Origin of the sequence: Flavobacterium phycosphaerae, from assembly GCF_010119235.1 — a bacterium.
Classification (GTDB): domain Bacteria; phylum Bacteroidota; class Bacteroidia; order Flavobacteriales; family Flavobacteriaceae; genus Flavobacterium; species Flavobacterium phycosphaerae.
Genome location: NZ_JAAATZ010000001.1, coordinates 1,951,496 through 1,971,452, shown reverse-complemented (window position 1 = coordinate 1,971,452; position 19,957 = coordinate 1,951,496). Strand labels below are relative to the sequence as shown.

Genomic DNA, 19,957 nt, shown 5'->3' with positions numbered 1-19,957 from the left:
TCCTTTATTTTCCGGCTTTAAAGAGAAATTCCTTCTCCTGAGCGGTCAGACTGTCATAGCCCGATTGACTGATTTTATCCAAAATTTCATCCAACTGTTGCTGGGTTTTATCTTTGGCTACAATTTTACTTTCTCTTTTTACAGCAGGTCTTTTGGGGTTAACGTGCACTTTTTTAAACGGGGTAGATGGCTTTTTATCAAACAGCGAAGCAAAAAATCCGAAAACCGAGTTCACTCCCCGACTCAAATCAGTACCGTTTTGCAACAATTTGATGTAAATATAACCAAAAAAGGCTCCGCTCAAATGCGCAATATGACCACCGGTATTATCGAGCTGAATCTGTAACAAATCCAACAACAGAATGACAGCGGTAATATGCCATAGCTTTACATTACCAATCAACAACAATCGAATATTCATTAAAGGTTGGTAAGTGGTTGTTGCCACCAGTAAGGCCATAATAGCAGCCGAAGCACCGACCATAGCAGACGATTGATGAAGCAAATAAAAGCTCAACACAAAGCACAAACCGGCAAAAACAGCACTCAACAAGTATACTCCTAAATATTGTTTTTCAGTAAAGAAAGTCAGGAACAAACGACTGGAGAAATTCAGCACCATCATATTAAAAAACAAATGCAGAAAACCATAATGAAAAAAAGCATAGGTCAATAATGTCCATGGTTTTGTAAGCACTTCCATAGGTTCGGAAGAAACTGCCAGCCAATTAGGATAATTAAAAAAACCCAGCTTAAATTGATAGAAAAAAAGTATCGACACCAAAAAAACGGCCACATTCCAATAAATCATTTTATTGGCTATGCCTCCAATTTTATATTGCCATTTTAAATCTTCTATTATACTCATACCTTTAACAATAAATAAAGTTTACTGAATACTACTTTCTAATTCCAACGATTTTTATTAAACTGATTTTTCTTCCAATACCACATCATTAAGAAACCGGTAATGGCTCCGCCAACGTGTGCAAAATGGGCAATACCTGTACCGCCACTACCAAAAAGAGAGCTGCCTTGAAAGCCTAAAAATAAATCTACCGCAATTAATCCCGGCACAAAATATTTGGCTTTAATCGGAATAGGAATGAACATAATCCCCAATTCTGCCATTGGAAACATAAATGCGAAGGCGGTTAACAATCCGTAAATAGCTCCTGAAGCTCCGAGTGATGGGACATTGAATGAAAAATAAAATTGCTCTAATGTTGACAACGGTACCATCTCAACAATCTTTTCGTTATACTTTCCTTCTTTTAAAATCGTAGCAATAACATCATTAGGAATATGAGCATTTTGCAACGCTTCCAAAGCATGTTGATACTGAAAATAATTGAATCCGGTGTGCAGCAAAGCCGCTCCTAAACCACAGGAAATATAAAAGAAAATAAATTTTTTTGGTCCCCAAAAATGTTCCAAAGCCGAGCCAAAGGAAACCAGCGCAAACATATTAAACAAAATATGGGTAAAATTGGGCATAGCCGCATGCATAAACATACTGGTCAAGGGTTGCCAAATCCTGAAATTCGGGTGACTTGGATAATACAGTGAGAACAACTGATAAGCAACATCGCCCACTATATTGGAACCTATATAGAATATAATATTAATAATCAGTAACTGCTTTACAGTATCGGTCATGCGCATCATAAGCTGAATTTTTTATCTAAATCTTCCACACTCATCGTGATGAAAGTAGGTTTTTGAAAAGGCGATACATTGGGTTCTTTGCAGGCAAAGAGGTTGTGTACCAAGTTTTCTTGTTCTTTTTCGGTTAAATAGGTTCCGGTTTTTACGGCCAAACTTCTCGCCATCGACTTAGCAATGGTATCATTTTGGCAAAAACTACTGTCCGGAATGCCGTCTTGTAAATCACTCAATAACTCTTCCAAAACGATAGAAATTTCACTTTCGGTCACATTGACAGGTAATCCTGAAATCACAATACTATCCTGGTGTATGGCTTCAAAAAGAAAACCGGTATTTTCTAACGAGAGTTGTAGTTCTTTGATTAAATCAATCTCTGCACCCGAAAAATACAACTGCAACGGAAACAGCATTTGCTGACTCGAAGCCTGATGCACGGTCATATTCGTTAGAAATTCTTCATACAATATGCGCTCATGAGCCCGTTTCTGATTAATAATCACCATCCCCGATTTGATAGGGCTGACAATGTATTTTTTATGAATTTGGTAAGTGCGTTTAACTTCTTGTTCTATTTCATTTTCTTCAAATAAAGAAGATGACACAGCTCCGTCGTTTTCAAACGTCATTTCTGCAATCTCCTGCCCGGCTTGTTTTAAGCCAACATATAAACTCTCCCAATTGGGTTGAGCTTCCGGTTTTTTATAATTAGAAGAAAAGGATTTATTGGGTTTATCTTCAGAAAATGGATTATAACTTCTATCCACCTGAATGGTAGGATATTCGGCTTCTTTATTTTGGTATTGGTAAGGAGTGTCTAAATTGGGATCGCGATCAAAATCGAGTACCGGAGCTACATTAAATTGCCCTAAACTGTGCTTGATAGCCGAACGTAAAATGGCGTATATGGCATGTTCATCATCAAACTTAATTTCAGTTTTTGTCGGATGAATATTGATATCAATGGTGTGAGGCGGCACATCCAAATAAAGAAAATAACTGGGTTGTGCTCCATCTTTGAGCAAACCTTCGTAAGCAGCCATCACGGCATGATGCAAATAGCCACTTTTGATAAAGCGATTGTTGACAAAAAAGAACTGTTCCCCACGATTTTTCTTGGCAAATTCAGGCTTTCCTATAAAACCTTGCAGGTTGACAATTTCAGTTTCTTCTTTTACAGGAACCAATTTTTCATTGGTCTTTCCGGCAAAAATATTGACGATGCGTTGTCTGAAATTTGAAATGGGCAAATTAAACATTTCACTACCGTTGTGGTACATCGTAAAATGGATATTCGGATGCGCCATGGCTACGCGCTGAAATTCATCCACAATGTGACGTTGTTCTACGGTTTCCGATTTCAGGAAATTGCGGCGTGCCGGTATGTTGAAAAACAAATTTTTGATGGCAAAAGAAGTTCCTTTGGGTAAAACGGCCGGTTCTTGGGAAACAAATTTAGACCCTTCAATGATAATATGAATCCCCAATTCCTCTTGGTCTTGTTTGGTTTTCATTTCCACATGAGCAATCGCTGCTATAGAGGCTAAGGCTTCGCCCCGAAAACCTTTGGTATGCAATGAAAATAAATCTTCGGCCTGACGTATTTTGGAGGTAGCATGACGCTCAAAACACAAACGCGAATCGGTTACGCTCATTCCCTTCCCATTATCAATAACTTGAATCAATGATTTTCCGGCGTCTTTGATGATTAATTTGATGTCGGTTGCATTGGCATCTACGGCATTTTCTAACAATTCTTTTACGACTGAAGCCGGTCTTTGCACTACTTCACCGGCAGCTATCTGGTTGGCAACGTGATCTGGAAGTAATTGAATTATGCTTGACATTTATTAGTATTCAGTGTTCAGTAATAAGTAAACTGTGGTAAAACCAAAGTAAGCAAATTTAAGGAAAAAGTAATCGGATTTAGCGTTAATCATTGGCTAAAAATAAAAAAACCTATTCAAAACGAAATAGGCTTTTATTTATATCAGAAACAACTAATCGACTACATTGTCTTCTTCCTTAAGTCAGCCATTTTAATGGCAGCAATGGCGGCTTCTGTTCCTTTGTTGCCGTGAACTCCTCCACTCCTGTCAATAGATTGCTGTTCGTTATTATCGGTCAGTAAACAAAAAATAACCGGCACATCAGTTTGCACGTTTAAGTCTTTGATGCCTTGCGTCACACCTTCGCACACAAATTCAAAATGCATCGTTTCGCCTTTAATCACACAACCAATAGTAATCACAACATCCACTTCTTGCGTAACAATCATTCTTTGAGCGCCATAGACTAATTCAAAGCTCCCGGGAACATTCCATCGAATCAAATTTTCCGGCAAAGCCCCACAATCTAGTAAAGCGGCTTCTGCCCCAGTATAAAGTCCGTTTGTGATGTGATCATTCCATTCTGAAACTACAATTCCAAACCGAAAATCTTTAGCGTTTGGTAGTGTCTTTTTATCATAGTTCGACAAATTTTTATTTGCAGTGGCCATAAGTTGATGATTTAAAATAAAAAAGGATTAAAGATACTATCCTTAATCCTTTTATAAAATATTATTTTTTGAATTATTGTGCTAAACCAATCAAAGCATCAATACCTTGTGCTTCCGGTGAAGCATCGTAGTTGTCTTTGATATCGGTAAAATATTTTACTGCGTCAGCTTTATTACCTAGAGCTAAAGCGGTTTTACCGGCTTTTAACAAAAATCTTGGTCTTGTGAAATCGTTTTTGTTAGCATCAGCTGCTTTTAAATAAAAATCTAAAGCTTCTTTTTGCTTGTTTTGTTGCGCGTAAGCATCTCCGATAGCACCTTTAGCCAAAGTACTTAACATGATATCATCCGAAGAGAATTTTTCTAAACTCGTGATAGCTTCTGCATATTTCTTTGTATTCAAATAAGCGATACCCGCATAATAATTAGCTAAGTTACCGGCATTAGTTCCTGAATATTCTTCAGCAATTTTCACTACTCCGAATTTTCCTTCTGAACCTTTTAATACTAAATTATATAATGAATCTGCTTTGGCACCACCTTCAACCGCTTTTTGGAAGTTTTGTTGTGCTACAAATAATTCTTCAGCAGCTTCTTGTTGTTTTGGCTCAGCAATGAATTTTTGATACATCAAATAACCAACAGTTACAACTGCAACTGCGCCAAGGAAACTCAAAATGTATTTTTGATTTTTAGCTACAAAATCTTCAGCTTTAGAAGCCGTTTCATCTAAAGTATCGAATGCTTTTGCCGTTGCGCTGTCTTTGGCATCAACGTCAATTTTTTCAATATCTTCAACGAAAGTATTTACGCCTTTTTCTTCTTTTTCTTTTGGTGCTTTATATCCTCTTTTGTTAAAAGTTGCCATCTATTTTTAATTTAGTGTGCGCAAAAATAAAATTTTTATTCATATTTAAAAGCTATTTTTGTCGATATTTTTGAATAATTTGCACCTCTTTACTTTAGAGATTGAGATTAACAACAATAAATTAACCTTTTTCTCTTATATACAAGGCGTTTAAGCATTAATTTTAAACAAAACCAAATTGTTTTTAAAGCGAATTTCAGTACTCAATTACAAAAATTTTTCGGAAGCCACCTTCGAATTTGATGCTAAAATCAATTGTTTCGTAGGCAAAAACGGTATTGGAAAAACCAATATCCTCGACGCTATTTATCATCTGGCCAACGGAAAGAGTTATTTCAATCCGTTGGCAGTTCAGAATATCAAACACGGAGAAGAGTTTTTTGTAGTGGATGGGGAATTCGAAAAAAATGACCGCTCCGAACAAATTCTGTGCAGTTTGAAAAAAGGCCAAAAGAAAATCCTGAAACGCAACAGCAAACTCTACGAAAAGTTCTCTGACCACATTGGTTTTATACCTTTAGTGATTATTTCGCCTGCCGACCGGGATTTAATCATTGAAGGCAGCGAAACCCGTAGAAAGTTTATCGACAGCGTTATTTCGCAATTGGACAATACTTATTTACAGCAATTAATTCAGTACCAAAAAATCATCAGTCAACGTAATGCTTTGCTGAAGTATTTTGCTTTAAACCATGTTTTTGAGAAAGACACCTTGAGTATTTACAACGAACAATTAAACCAACTCGGGCAAGCTATTTTTGAAAAAAGAAAACAGTTTTTAAACGACTTCATTCCGATTTTTAATCAATACCATCAGGAAATTACCAACTCTGCCGAAACTGTGCAGCTGGTTTACCAAAGTGATTTGTTTGAAAATGACACTTTAACTCTGTTGGAAGAAAACATCGCTAAAGACCGAGCTCTGCAATACACTTCTGTGGGAGTCCACAAAGACGATTTGTCTTTTGAAATTGACCATCATCCGATTAAAAAGTTTGGTTCCCAAGGCCAACAAAAATCATTTCTTATCGCACTGAAATTGGCTCAATTCGACTTCGTTAAAAAACAAAGCGGCGAAAAACCCATTTTACTGTTTGATGATATTTTTGACAAACTCGATGAATTTCGCGTAAGCAAGATTATTGAAATGGTCAACAACGAAGAATTTGGACAATTATTCATCTCCGACACCCATCCGGAACGAACCGAAAACATAGTAAAAACCACCCATCAGAGTTATAAAATATTTAATCTTTAGTATGCTGCAAATTTGTAATTTAGCATCAAATTTTTCAACCATGAAATCGAAATTCCTATCCTTATTATTACTGACTTTTTTATTTGTAAGTTGCCAAGGACAACCCTCAAAAACTATTAAAACCGTTGATGTAACTGCTTTTTCTAATAAATTAAAAGCAACTGAAAATCCCCAATTAGTTGACGTAAGAACTCCCGAAGAATTCAACGTCGGACATATCGAAAACGCAACCAATATTAATTGGTTCGATGCTGATTTTGCCAACAGGGTATCAAAATATGACAAGTCAAAACCTGTTTTTGTGTATTGTAAAGTAGGTGGTCGTAGCGCCAAAGCAGCCGATAAATTAGCCGAATTAGGCTTTTCCGAAATTTACAATTTAGATGGAGGTTATATGAAATGGGAAGCGGCCAATAAAAGCAAACCCAGTGACAAAATCATCGGAATGTGCGACCAGGAATATGGTGAATTGATAAAATCAAGTACCCGTGTAATGGTTGATTTTAATGCCAAATGGTGCGCTCCGTGTCAAAAAATGAAACCTTATATTTTGAAATTTCAGTCCGAACTGAAAGAACAAATAAAAATTGTACAACTGGATGCCGATGAAAACAAAACGCTGGTAGATCAAATGAAATTAGACGGTTTACCAACCATCATCGTATATGAAAACGGCAAAGAAGTGTGGCGTAACGTTGGCTTTATTTCAGAGGAAGATTTAAAAAAACATTTGTAATTATGATTACCAAAGAAGCCTTGCAGTTCTTGTCCGATTTAGTGGCCAACAACAATACCGAGTGGATGCATGCCAACAAAAAAAGGTATGAAAATTATAAGAAAGACTATCATAATTACATAGCATCGCTTTTGGCGGAAATGAAACCATTAGACAAATCGTTGGAGTCTTTGGAAGTCAAAAACTGTACTTTTCGTATCAATCGCGACATCCGTTTTTCTAAAGACAAATCGCCTTATAAAACGAATATGGGCGTTTGGTTTACCCAAAATAAATTCCGAAAAAACAGTCCGGGCTATTATGTTCATTTCGAAAAAGGAAATTCGTTTATTGCCGGTGGCGTTTGGTGTCCGGAGCCGGAAGAACTGAAAAAAATCCGTAAAGAAATTGCCTTTTTCCACGAAGATTTAGAAGCGATTGTTACTGACAAAAAATTCAAAAAAGAATTCAACGCTTTGACACGCGACGAAACTAATACCTTGAAAAAAGCACCAAAAGATTTTGAACCCAATCATCCGGCTATCGAATTCTTAAAACTGAAAAGCTTTACGGCTTCCGAAAAAATTGATGATGCTCTTTTTACAGACCACAATTTCAGTAAAGTTATCGCGCAAAAATTAATGGTATTAAAACCTTTGAATGACTTTTTAAACAGAGCGTTGGAAACCGAAGAGTAAACCTAATGACCAAAAAAAGAATACTGTTTCTGGGAGAAACCTATAGAGCTGACGCCATCACTTGGATGAATGGTCTCAAGGAGTATGGCGATTTCGAAATTGTCACTTGGGAACTGCAAAAAAGTAGTGTAGGTTTTAGCAGAGTAAGTCGATTAATGGAACTTTTGATGGCCTTTTTTACCATTCGGAGAATTGCCAAAACATTCAAGCCCGATATGGTCATTGCTGAACGAACAACTAGTTATGGTTTTTTAGCAGCCCTAACCGGTATCAAACCGGTAGCAATTGCTCAGCAAGGAATCACTGATCTCTGGCCACACAATTCCCCTTTGTATATTTTTAAAAAAATGCTGCAAGATTATGCTTTTAGAAAGGCCGATTTAATTCACGCCTGGGGAAAAGTAATGGCGGATCATATGGAAAAAAGCAAGGTTGATATGGCTAAAGTCATGGTAATGCCCAAAGGAATTAATCTGGAACATTTTAAATTCAAAGACAATCAGGACAAAACATCCATTGAGGCCATTGTAACCCGCGCCTTGGAACCCGAATACAAACACAACAAAATCCTAAAAGCGTTTGCCATTCTGAAAAAGAAAAACATCCCGTTTCGCTTAACCATTATTGGTGACGGAAGCATGCGGAAATCACTCGAAAAACTTGCTATCGATTTAAATATTGAGAACGAGGTCGTTTTTAAAGGTCGAACACCTAATAATGAAGTGGCGGTTTTACTCCAAGATTCCAATTTTTATATCAGTATGCCGGCAACCGAAGGCGTTTCGGCTTCCTTGTTTGAAGCTATGGCCAGTGGTTGTTTTCCAATTGTGACCGATTTACCGGGTAACCGCAGTTGGATTCGAAATGGGGAAAACGGTATTTTGATTCCGAATGGAAAATTTAAACTTTTGGCTGAAGAGCTACAATATGCTTTTGAAAGAAACCTTTGGAGAAAAACAGTCGTAAATAGAAACAGAAAATTTATAGAAGAAAATGCCAATTACGCTATCAACATGAAAGCAATTGCGGAAACCTATCACCAATTAATAACTAAAAAAACAAGTGCAAAATAACCATGTGTGGCATTAACGGCATTTTAAAATTTAACCATACTAAAGTTGACGAAAAGCAACTATTGAAAATGCGGGATGCCTTGGAACATCGGGGTCCGGATGATGCCGGATATTTCATTCAGGACAATATTGGCTTGGGCCACCGACGCTTATCTATTATTGATACCAGTGCTGCGGGTCATCAACCTTTTATCTCCGAAAACAAGCGTTATGCTCTGGTTTTTAATGGTGAAATCTACAACTACAAATCTTTTTATCCTGAATTAAAAAACAAAGGCATAGTCATTAAAACCGGTTCAGACACCGAAGTTTTGTTGCATCTTTTTGAGCATTACGGCATGGATTTCCTGAAACGACTCCATGGGATGTTTGCTTTTGCCATTTGGGATACTTTGGAAAAGAAATTGATTTTGGCACGCGATAGAATGGGTGTAAAACCTTTGTATTATGCATTTTACGAAAACTCCATTTATTTTGCTTCCGAACAAAAAGCCTTGTTTACCGCCGGTGTTCCGTTAGAAATTTCGGAAAATGGTATGGATGAGTATTTTTTTAACCGATTTGTAGGAGGCGAAAATACCTTGTACAACCGAGTGAAGAAAGTATTGCCCGGACATTATATGGTGCTCGAAAACGATGGCTACACCACCAATACCAAATGGTGGAGTTTACAATCGGAAATTGAAAATCATCCCACTATTCAAAAACCAAAAGAATGGTTTGAAGAAACCTTCTTCGAATCAGTAAAACTTCGCATGGTTAGCGACGTTCCGGTTGGTGTGCTTTTGAGTGGCGGACTGGACTCTTGCTCTATCCTATCCTCCTTATATTATCAGGATTTTAAAAACATCAATACTTTCAATATCGGCTTTTCGGAAGAAGAGCATGATGAATCATTTTTAGCCAAAAATATTACAGAAGCTTATCATTATAATTTTCATCAAACCCGATTAAACAACGAATCGCTGTTTTTGAACATGATGGAATCTACCTATTACCAAGATGAACCCTTGATGCACCTTAATGAACCTCATCTTTTAGCTGTTTCTAAAACGGCCAAACCCAAAGTAAAAGTATTGCTTTCGGGCGAAGGTGCCGACGAGTTAATGGGCGGTTATGTGCGCTACAAAGCTTTGAAAAATCCATCATTGCTAAAAGTAGTTTCGGGACTGAGTTTAATGGAGCGGTTCAACAAAAAACCAAGATTTGACAAATTGTTCCGCTATTCACAAATTGATAATGTGGACGATCTAGTTATTTTTAATGGTTCCAATGTCTATCCGGAAGATATTCAGCAATTTTATGGTAAAACCGAAATGCCTTATAACATCTATCGACACAAAATTTTAGCAGAAGCCAAAACATTATATCCCAACAACCCGCAGCGTCAGGCGTTGTATTTTGACCAACATACTTATATGTGTTCGTTACTTGACCGAAACGACCGTTGTACTATGGGAACTTCTATTGAATGTCGGGAACCCTTTTTAGATCACCGATTAATTGCCGGTTTAGGAACTTTGGATGACAAATGGTTTTTTACCGGGAAAAAAGGAAAATTCATTCTCAAAGATACCATGAGAAATAAACTTCCTGAAGAAATTATCAATTTCAGAAAAATAGGTTTGAGTGCTCCTTGGTATACTTATTTAACCGAATACCCCGCCTTTAAAGAAGAACTTGATGCCTTTGCAATAAGTCCGATTTTTGAAATGTCCTTTTTAGAAAATCTGGATGGCAAAAAATTAGTAGCCGAATTGCGTCAAGGAAATTCAAAGTTGATGCCTTATATCATGCCTATTTTCATGCTGCACGTTTGGTATAAAAACTATTTTAAGAAATTCGTTTAAAATCTTTGCCTTACTTTTGTGAAGCTCAATTTCGTTTATCATGACAATCCAAGATAATTTTTCATTAAAAAAACACAACACTTTCGGCATTGAAGCCAAAGCCAGACAATTTGTAGCGGTGCATTCGGTTGAAGAACTGAAAACGGTTTTACAGCAAAATCTAAACGAGAAAAAATTCATTTTGGGTGGCGGCAGCAATATGTTACTCACACAAGACATTAACGCTTTGGTCATCCACGTCGATTTAAAAGGCAAAAAAGTGCTTAAAGAAGACGATGATTTTGTTTGGGTAGAAAGCATGGCAGGTGAAAATTGGCATGAGTTTGTATTGTGGACAATAGATCAAAACTTTGGCGGATTAGAAAACATGTCACTGATACCGGGCAATGTTGGCACCACACCGGTACAAAACATAGGAGCTTATGGCACCGAAATTAAAGATACATTCGTGTCTTGTGAAGCCATGCAAATTACGACTCAGGAAATGAAAACCTTCAGTAAAGAAGCGTGTCATTTTGGGTACCGTGAAAGCGTTTTCAAACACGAAGCTAAAGACCAATTTGTTATTACTTCCGTAGTTTTTAAATTGACGAAGCGTAATCATAAAATCAATACTTCTTACGGTGACATTACCAAGGAATTAGAAAAACAAAACGTAGTCACGCCAACATTGAAAGACGTCAGCAACGCGGTGATTGCCATCAGACAAAGTAAATTACCCGATCCGAAAGAGCTGGGCAACAGCGGTAGTTTTTTCAAAAATCCAATTATTTCAAAAACTGATTTTGAAAAAGTTCACGCTTTGCATCCTGAAATACCCCATTACATAGTATCCGAAACAGAAGTTAAAGTTCCGGCAGGCTGGTTGATTGAACAAGCTGGTTTCAAAGGCAAACGTTTTGGTGACGCGGGAATTCATAAAAATCAAGCGCTGGTTTTAGTGAATTACGGCAACGCCACCGGACAGGAAATTTTAAAGGTTTCCAAAGATATACAGGCAGCCATTTTAAAAGAATTCGGTATCACCATTGAAGCTGAAGTGAATGTGATTTAAAATAGTAATAAGGGATTAGGAAAAAGGGATAAGTCTCTAATCACTATATCAAAACTTATCCCTTATCCCTTATCTCTTTTAACTTATCCCTAAAAATGTACATCCCCGAATTATACAAAAACGAAAATCAGGAAGACATTCAAAACTTCATTCATCAGAACGGTTTTGCCATTTTGGTAAATCAAACAGATGGAAAATTATGGGCAACACACATTCCACTGGTTTTGGATGTTAATGCCGATGGAAAGCAAGTTTTAGTTGGGCACATTTCCAAACTAAATCCGCAAGGCGAAAGTTTTAAAGCTGATGATTCTGTTTTGGCTATTTTTTCGGGAGCACACTCTTATATTTCTTCTTCCTGGTATGACCATGAAAATGTGCCTACTTGGAATTATCTAGCGGTTCATGTGTATGGAAACGTAAAAATCTACACGCATGAACAAGCCGTAAATTCGCTTAAAAAATTAGTCGATAAATACGAAGCCAACTCAGAAAACCCGGTCCGAGTGGAAAAGTTATCCGAAAAAACCATGCGCGAAGCCCGTGGCATTATTGCTTTTGAAATTGAAATCACTTCAATAGAAGCGCAAAAAAATTATCCCAAAACAGAGATGATAAAAACTATAAAAATATCATTTCCGAATTAGAAAAAACCAATGACAATCAAGCAATTGCCGTTGCAGAGGCTATGAAAAAAAACAGGCAATAACTCCAGTAAAAATTCACAACTCATAACTCATAATTCATAATTGATTTTGTACATTTGCAGACCTTTTTAAAAGACGAAAAAGCACTATGTTATTATCAATTTTCTGTTTATTCATTGCCGTTGTTGTTGTTCAATTCTTGTATTATATTGTCGTTTTTGGTAAATTTTCATTTGCTAAACCGCAAGTAGCTACACCTAAAAGAATCCCGATTTCTGTAATTGTTTGTGCCAAAAACGAAGAAGAAAATGTAAAAAAGTATGTGCCGTTATTAGCCGAACAAGACTATGCTACTTTTGAAATCGTTTTGATTGACGATGCTTCAAGCGATAATACGTTAGAAATTTTTGAAGAATTTGAAAAACAATATGCCAATGTAAAATTGGTAAAAGTGGAAAACAATGAAGCGTTTTGGGGGAATAAAAAATTTGCTTTGACCCTTGGTATAAAAGCCGCCAAATACGATTATTTGTTATTTACCGATGCCGACTGCCATCCGGTTTCCAAAGATTGGATTTCGAGTATGAGTTCACAGTTTGCGATGAACAAAAACATTATTTTGGGTTATGGTGCTTATGATAAAATAGCCAATTCCTTCCTGAACAAAATCATTCGTTTTGAAACTTTATTAACGGCTACTCAATATTTTGCTTGGGCTAAAATGGGCAAACCTTACATGGGCGTTGGTCGTAATATGGCTTACCGTCGTGATGAATTTTTCAAGGTAAGAGGGTTTATGGATCATATGAAAATCCGTTCCGGAGATGATGATTTGTTTATCAATCAAGCCGCAACCGGTGACAATACAACGATTTGCTATTTGCCGGAGAGTTTTACTTACTCAGAACCTAAAACAACATTTAAAGATTGGTTTACTCAAAAGCGCCGTCACGTTTCAACGGCCAAACATTACAAACTTTTTGACCGAAACCAATTGGGGCTGTTTTATGCGTCACAATTATTATTTCTTTTGTTGCCAATTGTGCTATTAGCTTTTCAATTTCAATGGATTGCTGTGGTGAGCATTATTGGTTTTCGCTACATTTTTGCTTGGCTTACGATGGGCTTTGCTGCTGGTAAACTAAAAGAAAAAGACGTAATGTATTGGTTTCCGATTATTGAAATCATTTTGATTTTCACTCAATTAAATGTATTCATCACGAATACCTTTTCAAAACCGGTACATTGGAAATAAACAACTACATAGAAAAAGCCAAGAAAGGAGATCAAGTAGCCTTTACTTTTTTGCTCGACCATTATTGGAACGAAGTGTATGGCTTTATGCTCAAACGCACCGAAAATGAAACCGATTCGGAAGACATCACCATCGAAACGTTCTCTAAAGCTTTTGATAAAATTACCACTTACAATCCGGAATTTCAGTTCAATACTTGGTTGATTGCCATTGCCAAAAATGTACATATCGACTTGCTTCGTAAAAAAAAATCAACCCTTTTTGTCGAAATCACTGATGAAGAAGACCAACAGGCTTATAATGTAGCCGACAGTTCGCCCTCTGCCGAAGACGAATTGATTACCGAACAAAACTTATCGCGTTTGCTCCAATTCATAAAAGAATTAAAACCTCATTATCAGGAAGTCATTCAACTGCGTTATTTTCAGGAAATGAGTTATCAGGAAATAGCTGAACAACTTGGTGAACCTTTGAGCAACGTTAAAATCAAATTGCTTCGCGCCAAAAAACTGTTGGCCGAAATCATCGAAAGCAAAAATTAATTCTCCTTTTTTTTAGTATTTTAATTAAGACTTTCCAACCTTTTATCTGAAATTGTTATCTAAAATTAAAATAGTTAACAGTGACCATACTATTTTGACGTTTGCTGCGTTATATAATTAAACTCACTCTCTTATGTAATACAGATACTTAACTCTAAAACAATTTTTATCATGTCAAACGTTAGTATCTATGACAAAAACTGGATTGATCTGGTTTTTGAAGACAAAAACAAAGCTTATGGCGCTTACCAATTGCGTCAGGAAAATTCAAAAACATCTCTCTTAGCTTTACTTAGTGGCGCTTTATTTTTCTTAACTACTATTGGCTTAGGCTTATTTCTCACTTCATTTGGAGAAAAACCGCTTGCTCCCTCTGTAACAGATAAAGGAATCATTATTAAATTATCAGAAATTCATCCACCTAAAAATGATAGCCCAAAGAAGGACATCATTATACCCAACACGAAAAAACCAACTCAAAAAATTGAAAAAAAAGAATTAAAAAACCCAATCATTGTTAAAGCAAATAACAATCCGGATGAGGTGAAAAAAAACAGCGAACCGAAAAACGATCTCACTGACAATCCGAATCCGAATGGCACGAATACAACAGGATCTGTGGTTTCCACAACCGTTGACACCGGCACCAAGTTTGGAGGAACAGATAGCGGGGAGAAAAAAAGCAATACCGTAAACACTACGAACGAACTGGACAGACTTCCTGAATTTCCGGGTGGCATCAAAGCCCTTCACAAATATATTGGTGACAACATTGACAAACCTGAAATTGATGAAAATGTGGGTTCTGTTACTGCAATAGTTTCGTTCGTAATTGAAAAAGACGGTAGCATGACAGACATTAAAGTTTTACGTAGCACCGACAAAGAGTTGGAAAAAGCCGCAGTGAAAGTTTTAAAATCCTTAAAAACAAAATGGGCTCCCGGCTTTAAAGACGGCGAAAAAGTACGGACCTTATATGTGCAGCCTATCAGAGTTAATTTGTAATTCAAAAAAGGTTAATTATAAAAAGAAACCCTGTCAACTTGAAACTTGACAGGGTTTTAATTTTGTTTTAATCATTATTTTCAATGCTCTTATACGCATCAATTACTTTTTTCACTAAGCGGTGACGAACAATATCTTTGTCATCCAAATAAATAATTCCGATACCTTCAATGTCTTTTAATACCAACAACGCTTCTTTCAATCCGGAAATGGTGCGACGTGGTAAATCTACCTGCCCCGGATCACCGGTAATGATGAACTTGGCATTTTTACCCATACGCGTCAAAAACATTTTCATTTGCGAATGCGTAGTATTTTGCGCTTCATCTAAAATCACAAACGCGTGATCTAGTGTTCTTCCACGCATGAAAGCCAAAGGTGCAATTTGAATGATACCTTTCAGTATATAATCTTCCAAAGTTTGTGGCGGAATCATATCGCGCAAAGCATCGTATAAAGGTTGCATATACGGGTCAAGTTTTTCTTTCATATCGCCCGGTAAGAATCCCAGGTTCTCCCCTGCTTCTACAGCCGGTCTTGTTAAAATAATACGTTTTACCTGCTTTTCTTTCAGTGCTTTTACCGCCAATGCCACACCGGTATAAGTCTTACCGGTTCCTGCCGGGCCGACAGCAAATACCATATCGTTTTTGGCTACATAATCCACCAGTTTTTGCTGGTTAGGCGTCATCGCTTTGATGAGTTTACCACCAAGGCCGTGTACCAAAATTTTGTCATGATCCGGCATACGTTGCTCTTCGTGCGAATTGCTTTGTATCACACGGTCAATTACGTTGTCATCAATGTTGTTGTAACGGGTAAAATGTAACATCAAACGATTGAAGCGATTTTCGAACTCATCTAACTCTTCTTTCTCTCCGAAGGCTTTAAGTGTGGTGCCTCGGGCTACGATTTTGAGTTTAGGGTAATATCTTTTAATAGTTTCAAGATGGGCATCTTGAGCGCCCCAAAATTCTTTGGGTGCGATGTCGTGTAATTCAATGATACGTTCGTTCAAAAGCAGTAGTATTAAATTAAAAAAATTCGCTAAAATAAATTAGCTTTGTATCCAAATTTAATCAAATAAAAGAATAGGTTTTACAATTTCAGATTCCTATTTCAACCAAGTTATAAACAATCTATGTCAATAATCACCTTAACGACCGATTACGGAGTAAAAGACCACTTTGTCGGGGCTTTGAAAGGTAAATTACTATCGGAGTTTCGCGAAGCTGCCATTATTGATATTTCCCATCATATTGATCCGTTCAATGTAGCTGAAGCTGCTTACATCATCGGAGCCGCTTACAATAGTTTTCCAAAAGGTACCGTGCACTTAATTGGTGTGGATATCGAATTGAACACAGAAAACCAGCACGTGGCCATGCAATGGAACGATCAGTACTTTATTTGTGCAGATAACGGCATTCTGAGCATGTTGATTCAAAAGATAATGCCGCAAAAATTAGTAGCCATCAATATTCACGACCGATTGCCAAATGATGCTACCGATTTGGATGTGTTTGTAAAAGTAGCCTGCCATTTAGCCAAAGGAGGATTGCTGAATGTCATTGGCAAAGAAATCAAAACCATAAAAGAAGTCACCGAATTACAGGCCGTAGCGCAAGACAACCAAATTAAAGGGTATGTCATTTATAGCGACCATTTGGGCAATGCCGTGACCAATATTTCCAAGAAGTTGTTTTTAGAAATGGGCAAAGGCCGTCCGTATGAAATCAAATTTAAAAATCAAACCATCAAAACCATCTTACCGAAATATTCGGATATAGGAATTTCTGAAAAATACCCATTGAAGTATTATGAAGGCGAAAAGTTGGCGATATTCAACGAGGCGGGCTTTTTGGAAATTGCCATTTTCAGAAGCAATCCCGAAACAGTGGGTTCCGCTTCTTCCTTATTGGGATTGAGTTATAGAGATGGTGTTACCATTGAGTTTAAAAATTAGAAAGATGTTTGTCAGAATAGTTAAAATGAGTTTTCACGAAGAACACATTCCAAAGTTTTTGGAAAATTTTGACGTGATGAAAGAAAAGATACGCGGTGCCAATGGCAATCGTTTTTTAGAATTGTATCAGGATAAAAACAATCCGTGCATTTTCTTTACGTACAGCTTTTGGGAAACCGAACAGGACCTAGAAAATTACAGAACATCGGCTTTGTTTGATGATGTATGGACTTTCACTAAAAAACTATTCAACGACAAACCCGAGGCATGGAGTGTGGATAAAGTAGTTTCACTACCTTAAATTATTAATTATAGATTATGAAATCAATCGCATTACGAGAAATAAAATCCTTTTTTGGTTCGCCCATTGGGTATTTGGTGATTGCTATTTTCCTATTGCTCAACGGCTTGTTCCTTTGGGTTTTTGATGGTGAGTACAATATATTGCAAAGCGGGTTTGCCGATTTAAGTCCGTTCTTCACTTTGGCACCATGGATATTGATTTTCCTCATACCGGCTGTGACGATGCGCAGTTTTTCTGATGAGAAAAAACAAGGTACAATTGAACTTTTGTTAACCAAACCCTTATCGATTTGGCAAATTGTAAACGGAAAATTCCTAGGTTCATTCCTATTAATTGTATTAGCCTTACTTCCTACCCTAGTCTATGTGTATGTCATTTACGGTTTAGGCATGCCCGAAGGAAATATCGACATGGGTAGCACTATGGGGTCTTACTTTGGGCTGTTGTTTTTAATCGCTGCTTATACCGCCATCGGAATTTTCACTTCAACGCTTTCCGAAAATCAGATTGTAGCTTTCTTGCTTTCGGTATTTTTGTGCTTTGTATTTTACTATGGCTTTGAAGGAGCTTCCATTTACATCAAAGGTTTTGAAGACACCATTGCCCGCATCGGGATGGATTATCATTTCAAAAGCATGTCACGCGGCGTTTTAGATACTCGCGATGTATTGTATTTTGTGAGTGTGGCTTTCTTGTTTTTATCGTTTACTGTGTTTAAATTAAAATCTTTGAAATCATAATGAGCGCGCCAAAAAATAACTTCAAAAAAATACTGACCACCGTTGCTTTAATTGTGGTGCTGAACTTGGCCGGACATTTTGTTTTTAAACGTTTTGACCTTACGGCCGATAAAAGATATACGCTTTCGCAAACCTCCCTAACCATTGTAAGCGAAGTCAAAGAACCGCTTTATATTGATGTTTTCTTGGAAGGGGAATTTCCGGGTGAATTCAAAAAACTACAAACGGAAACACAGCAATTGTTAGAAGAATTCAAAGCTGAAAACCCCAATATCATTTTCCAATTTGTCAATCCGCTGGAAGACGAAGAACAAAAAGACAAAACCATGCAATCTTTTGTTGACCGTGGGATGACTCCGGTTAACGTTACAGTTAATGACAAAGGCCAGCAAACCCAAGAAATGGTTTTCCCATGGGCAGTGGCTACGTGTGGCAATCGTTCGGTAAAAGTGCCTTTGTTGAAAAACATGATGGGTGCGTCAACGGCTGAAAAAGTGGTAAGCTCAGTACAACATTTAGAATATGCTTTTGCCAATGCCATCAATACTATAGCCAAAACCAAACAAAAGAAAGTAGCCGTAATCAAAGGCAATGGCGAATTGCACGACATCCTGATTGCCGACTTTGTAAAATCCGTCCGTGATAATTATTACATCGGAACCTTTACTTTAGACTCGGTTGCCAAAAACCCGACGGAGAGTTTAAAATACTTGAAGAAATACGATTTAGCCGTTATTGCCAAACCAACAGAAGCCTTTACCGATGAAGAAAAAGAAGTCTTAGACCAATTTATTGTCAATGGCGGAAAAACACTTTGGCTGGTGGATCAAGTCAATATGGAAATGGACAGTTTGTACAACCAAAACGGTTCCAATTTGGCTTTTCCAAGAGATTTAGGCTTGACCGATATGTTCTTCAAATACGGCATTCGTTTGCGTCCTGATTTGATAAAAGACATCATGGCCACTCCAATAGCTTTAGCAACCGGCGAGCAAGGAAGTGCCACACAATACACACAATATCCGTGGTTTTTTTCGCCACTGATTTATCCTTCACAGGGCACTAAACATCCGATAGTGAGTAACCTTGACGGTATCAAATTTGAATTTACCAGTCCGATTGAACCTTTGAAAAACGATATTAAGAAGACCGTTTTATTGCAGTCGTCTCCATATTCCAAACTTATCGGGACGCCTTCGGAAATCAATTTAAAAATGGTATCAGAACGACCGGAACAAAAAGATTTCACCGGAACGGGTAATTTTCCGGTAGCCGTTTTATTGGAAGGTCAGTTTCATTCGATGTATGAAAACCGAGTGCTTCCTTTCAAAGATTCAACCTGGAAAAGCATTGGTAAAGACAATAAAATGATAGTCGTTTCGGATGGCGATATCATTAAAAATCAATTGGATAAAAACTTTCAACCGCTGGAATTGGGCTATGACAAATGGACCAATAATTTATACGCCAACAAAGAGTTTATGATGAATTGCGTGAATTATTTGCTGGACGACAACGGACTTATTAACATTCGCAGCAAAGAAGTAGATTTACCGATTTTGGATAAAGAAAAAGTCTATGCCAATTACACTTCGTCGCAAGTCGTAACTGTAGCAGTTCCAATTATTATTCTGTTGGTATTTGGCGTCGTATTTACCATTTTGCGCAAGCGTAAATACAGCAAGTAATGTTGATAAAAAACTTTTTGAAATCTATTAGTTTAAGATATATTTGTAAAAAATAATTTAAAATGAAATGCCTCCTGCGAGGTGCCTCATTAAATGATAGTGGATGGGCATTCCATCTTCCAATATAAA

Annotated in this window: 20 protein-coding genes; 14 read left to right on the top strand and 6 right to left on the bottom strand. The window is 37.2% G+C overall.

What is annotated here, in order from left to right; genetic code table 11:
• Positions 1-4 precede the first annotated feature (4 nt).
• From GUU89_RS08665 to GUU89_RS08645, 5 genes are all read right to left on the bottom strand, one after another.
• Positions 5-868 (bottom strand): rhomboid family intramembrane serine protease, encoded by an 864-nt coding sequence (locus GUU89_RS08665; RefSeq protein WP_162127542.1) that lies wholly within the window; start codon positions 866-868, stop codon positions 5-7.
• Positions 869-906: 38 nt separating this feature from the next.
• Positions 907-1,668, bottom strand: coding sequence for a rhomboid family intramembrane serine protease (locus GUU89_RS08660; protein ID WP_162127541.1), 762 nt, complete (start codon positions 1,666-1,668; stop codon positions 907-909).
• On the bottom strand, positions 1,665-3,512 hold the full coding sequence (mutL, locus tag GUU89_RS08655; protein WP_162127540.1) for a DNA mismatch repair endonuclease MutL: 1,848 nt from the start codon (positions 3,510-3,512) through the stop codon (positions 1,665-1,667). Before mutL ends, GUU89_RS08660 begins: the two co-directional genes overlap by 4 nt.
• Before the next feature lie 161 nt (positions 3,513-3,673).
• Positions 3,674-4,165: a 6,7-dimethyl-8-ribityllumazine synthase gene (ribH, locus tag GUU89_RS08650; RefSeq protein WP_162127539.1), complete on the bottom strand. Its 492-nt coding sequence runs from the start codon at positions 4,163-4,165 to the stop codon at positions 3,674-3,676.
• A 73-nt stretch (positions 4,166-4,238) separates the two neighbouring features.
• Positions 4,239-5,033, bottom strand: a complete 795-nt coding sequence (locus GUU89_RS08645) for a tetratricopeptide repeat protein (RefSeq protein WP_162127538.1) — start codon at positions 5,031-5,033, stop codon at positions 4,239-4,241.
• 178 nt (positions 5,034-5,211) lie between these two features.
• Between GUU89_RS08645 and recF the strand changes: the two genes are divergently transcribed.
• The 10 genes from recF to GUU89_RS08595 all read left to right on the top strand — a co-directional run bounded on the left by recF (position 5,212) and on the right by GUU89_RS08595 (position 15,130).
• Positions 5,212-6,291, top strand: a complete 1,080-nt coding sequence (gene recF, locus GUU89_RS08640) for a DNA replication/repair protein RecF (RefSeq protein ID WP_162127537.1) — start codon at positions 5,212-5,214, stop codon at positions 6,289-6,291.
• A 40-nt stretch (positions 6,292-6,331) separates the two neighbouring features.
• A complete protein-coding gene (locus GUU89_RS08635; RefSeq protein ID WP_162127536.1) occupies positions 6,332-7,027 on the top strand; it encodes a rhodanese-like domain-containing protein in 696 nt (231 codons plus the stop codon).
• A gap of 2 nt (positions 7,028-7,029) precedes the next feature.
• Positions 7,030-7,704, top strand: a complete 675-nt coding sequence (locus GUU89_RS08630; protein WP_162127535.1) for a DUF2461 domain-containing protein — start codon at positions 7,030-7,032, stop codon at positions 7,702-7,704.
• Between the two features lie 5 nt (positions 7,705-7,709).
• Positions 7,710-8,777 (top strand): glycosyltransferase, encoded by a 1,068-nt coding sequence (locus GUU89_RS08625; protein WP_162127534.1) that lies wholly within the window; start codon positions 7,710-7,712, stop codon positions 8,775-8,777.
• Positions 8,778-8,779: 2 nt separating this feature from the next.
• A complete protein-coding gene (gene asnB / locus GUU89_RS08620) occupies positions 8,780-10,627 on the top strand; it encodes an asparagine synthase (glutamine-hydrolyzing) (protein ID WP_162127533.1) in 1,848 nt (615 codons plus the stop codon).
• Between the two features lie 40 nt (positions 10,628-10,667).
• Complete coding sequence (gene murB, locus GUU89_RS08615; RefSeq protein ID WP_162127532.1) at positions 10,668-11,681, top strand: UDP-N-acetylmuramate dehydrogenase; 1,014 nt, start codon at positions 10,668-10,670, stop codon at positions 11,679-11,681.
• 95 nt (positions 11,682-11,776) lie between these two features.
• A complete protein-coding gene (locus GUU89_RS08610) occupies positions 11,777-12,328 on the top strand; it encodes an FMN-binding negative transcriptional regulator (protein ID WP_317163872.1) in 552 nt (183 codons plus the stop codon).
• Between the two features lie 148 nt (positions 12,329-12,476).
• Positions 12,477-13,583, top strand: coding sequence for a glycosyltransferase (locus GUU89_RS08605; protein WP_162127531.1), 1,107 nt, complete (start codon positions 12,477-12,479; stop codon positions 13,581-13,583).
• Positions 13,574-14,125, top strand: a complete 552-nt coding sequence (locus GUU89_RS08600) for an RNA polymerase sigma factor (RefSeq protein ID WP_162127530.1) — start codon at positions 13,574-13,576, stop codon at positions 14,123-14,125. The genes GUU89_RS08605 and GUU89_RS08600 overlap by 10 nt, the downstream gene beginning before the upstream one ends.
• 171 nt (positions 14,126-14,296) lie before the next feature.
• A complete protein-coding gene (locus GUU89_RS08595) occupies positions 14,297-15,130 on the top strand; it encodes an energy transducer TonB (RefSeq protein WP_162127529.1) in 834 nt (277 codons plus the stop codon).
• Between the two features lie 67 nt (positions 15,131-15,197).
• Here the strand turns inward: GUU89_RS08595 and GUU89_RS08590 are convergent, their stop codons facing one another.
• On the bottom strand, positions 15,198-16,148 hold the full coding sequence (locus GUU89_RS08590; RefSeq protein ID WP_162127528.1) for a PhoH family protein: 951 nt from the start codon (positions 16,146-16,148) through the stop codon (positions 15,198-15,200).
• A gap of 123 nt (positions 16,149-16,271) precedes the next feature.
• Between GUU89_RS08590 and GUU89_RS08585 the strand changes: the two genes are divergently transcribed.
• From GUU89_RS08585 to gldG, 4 genes are read left to right on the top strand one after another with little or no spacing between them, the layout of a single operon-like run.
• A complete protein-coding gene (locus GUU89_RS08585) occupies positions 16,272-17,096 on the top strand; it encodes an SAM hydrolase/SAM-dependent halogenase family protein (protein WP_162127527.1) in 825 nt (274 codons plus the stop codon).
• Between the two features lie 4 nt (positions 17,097-17,100).
• Positions 17,101-17,397, top strand: coding sequence for a putative quinol monooxygenase (locus GUU89_RS08580; protein WP_162127526.1), 297 nt, complete (start codon positions 17,101-17,103; stop codon positions 17,395-17,397).
• A gap of 17 nt (positions 17,398-17,414) precedes the next feature.
• Positions 17,415-18,140 carry a gliding motility-associated ABC transporter permease subunit GldF gene (gene gldF / locus GUU89_RS08575; RefSeq protein WP_162127525.1) on the top strand — a complete coding sequence of 242 codons (726 nt, stop codon included), beginning with the start codon at positions 17,415-17,417 and terminating at the stop codon, positions 18,138-18,140.
• Positions 18,137-19,828 (top strand): gliding motility-associated ABC transporter substrate-binding protein GldG, encoded by a 1,692-nt coding sequence (gene gldG / locus GUU89_RS08570; RefSeq protein ID WP_162128654.1) that lies wholly within the window; start codon positions 18,137-18,139, stop codon positions 19,826-19,828. Before gldF ends, gldG begins: the two co-directional genes overlap by 4 nt.
• Positions 19,829-19,957: the final 129 nt, after the last annotated feature.